Source organism: Paraclostridium sp. (assembly GCF_051657365.1).
In the GTDB taxonomy this organism is placed as follows: domain Bacteria; phylum Bacillota; class Clostridia; order Peptostreptococcales; family Peptostreptococcaceae; genus Paraclostridium.
Window position 1 is genome coordinate 1 of the sequence record NZ_JBOFKN010000046.1, and the last position, 2450, is coordinate 2450.

Annotated in this window: 1 protein-coding gene; it reads right to left on the reverse strand. The window is 35.1% G+C overall.

Translation table 11 applies throughout. The annotated features are described in order from the left end of the window. Nucleotides 1–1226: 1226 nt before the first annotated feature. A partial coding sequence (locus tag ACRCYC_RS03535; RefSeq protein ID WP_438617811.1) for a reverse transcriptase domain-containing protein occupies nt 1227–2450 on the reverse strand: 1224 nt, incomplete at its 5' end.

A 2450-nucleotide genomic window follows, 5' to 3' on the forward strand; every position in this document is an offset into this window, starting at 1 on the left:
AATATCTTTAGTCACAAGTTGTGACAGAATTAGGAAAATGTTTTGTAAATTTAACTTTGCAGTTGATCGTTGTAAGTAGATAATAATAATAATAATAATAATAATAATAATAATACTTTATTCTCACGAATGTGAGGCATGGCCTTTAAAGGACATGATCAAACTTTACATTTAAAGAACAGGTAAGGTTACAGATTATAAGAATATTCAGTTGATAAAGTCTTTAAATGGGAAGCTACATGTTGTGTAGTAAAGTTTCAATGAAGGAATGATTTTCGAATATCATAAAAGAGGAACATCTTTACTGAATAAATAATATTTGCATAGATAATAAGATATAGTGATGAATTGAAGCATCAATAAATCAGTAATTGAGTAATCAGAAGCAGAAAACTAATTGTGAGTGATGTTCAGTTAGCTGAAACAAATAGTGCCAAGTAATATCAAGAGTGAATAACATCCACCATACAATATGTGCAAATGATTGAGTGAAAGCACTTGTAATGGCATGTGAATCCATCGTTTTGAGTGTGTAACGGCACTAAAGTTAGAAACTGTACAAGATACAGATTCCTTGAACCATGAGGGGAGAGTTGGTAGCTGCTTCTACTGCTGATCACATACTCCGGGGATGGATAATTGCCTTGATGAATTTGCGCAAGATTGTTGGTGCCTGTGTTCGGTACTCACTGTAGCAACGATTGTGGTATGTTGTGAAGATTAGAGTTTATCCTATTAGTTGTTGAGTTGCTTGGATATCTCAAGTTGGATGGTGGAAATGCTGCAGATGGTGAAGCGTCGAAGATCAAGTGCACATTGTCAGAGTCTTTCTACTTCAATCCGTTGGATTGTGGGCGTAGCATGTGTATTTCAAGTATAAAAAAGGATAATAAAACGAAGATAGCAAGGTCACTTAGAAGGTATAACGTAACAAAGAGAGCTTGCTCATCTTGGAGACAATGAGATAATGTTGACTAAACAGAAGCACGAAATTGTTGATTCCAAGGGCATCTTGCACAAGTTCATTCAATTCATTTCTGAGTATTTCAAATTGACAATGTCGGAGTTGTGCTCGTGTAGATGGGTAGGATAGCAGTAAAGTATAGTTATTTGATTATGACAATAAAATCAGATCAAAGAGTTAAACATGATCTACTTAATGTATATTTACAGTTTTGATTGATGAGAACTTTTTGATGCTACGTTATGAAGATAAGCTAAGGTTATTATATATTAGGGAGACCAATCTCATATAAGTGATCATTATCTATATACGGACCAGCAATGTGCTTAACAAAATCGGGAGTTAGCAATCGCTTTATTACATTTCGAAAATTAGTGTTAGAATCTATAGTCTGGATATGAGGAGGTAAAAGGTTCCAGATTTTAACATATTTCACAAGAAAGAAATTTGAACGGAGTTTAGTTTTAGATAAAATTGGTCTAAGAGATGAAATGTTGTTGCGTAGACTATAATGCTTTTTAAGATGCAGAGAAACTGAGGGATTAGAATGATCCATAGCATGCAAAAGATTGTGGAATAAAGAAAGATTTATCTTTAGTCGACGAAGCCACAAGGGATCAAGGTTTAGAAGAAGGCATCGTTCACGATAGGTGAGGCTTTCGTTGTCGCCAATTAGACGCTTGGTAAATGAACGTTGAAGCGATTCTAATTTAAGTTTATCAACTACTTTTAAATTGGTGTGTAAGAATGATGCGTATTCAAGCCCTGGTCTAACGCACGTTTTGTAAAGTATTAGTCTAGCTTGCTTGTCGTGTATATTAATATTAATTCTGGCTAACATTTGTTTTGCTCTAGCAGCTTGTTTATGGACAAATTCTGAAAAGTTAAGAGAGTTTGAATATAAAACGCCTAAGTCACGGACGCAGGAGGTGATGGGGATATCTGACCCTAATAACGTGAAAGTACCGGCTGGTATAGTACAGCGAATGGGCAATACACTACACAAATTCACAGAAAAATGTAAGAGCCAGGTTTTACTCCATTCACTAATAGCCTGGAGGTCTTGCTGAATTAATTCAATATACATTGCCATTTGATTAATAGGAAAGGAAAATACTAACTTACAGTCGTCAGCAAAGAGAAATGGGATGCCAGTATGTAGTATGGAGCTAAAATCATTAATGTATATTAGAAACAGAAGAGGTCCTAATACACTACCTTGAATAACTCCACTAGTAATTGGGAGAGAGGATGAAATGCATGAATTAATTTCTACAGATTGCAATCTATTAGAAAGAAAGGATTTAAGCCACTTTAAAAGTGGATCAGATATACCTAGGTTCTCAAGTTTCAGTGCTAATCTGTTATGCGGAACCTGATCAAAAGCTTTATGCATATCTAAATAGATAACAACTACACACTTCCCGACATCGACTTCTTTAGTGACGTGGTCGAAGAAGCTAGTAAGGCAAGTTGCACATGATTT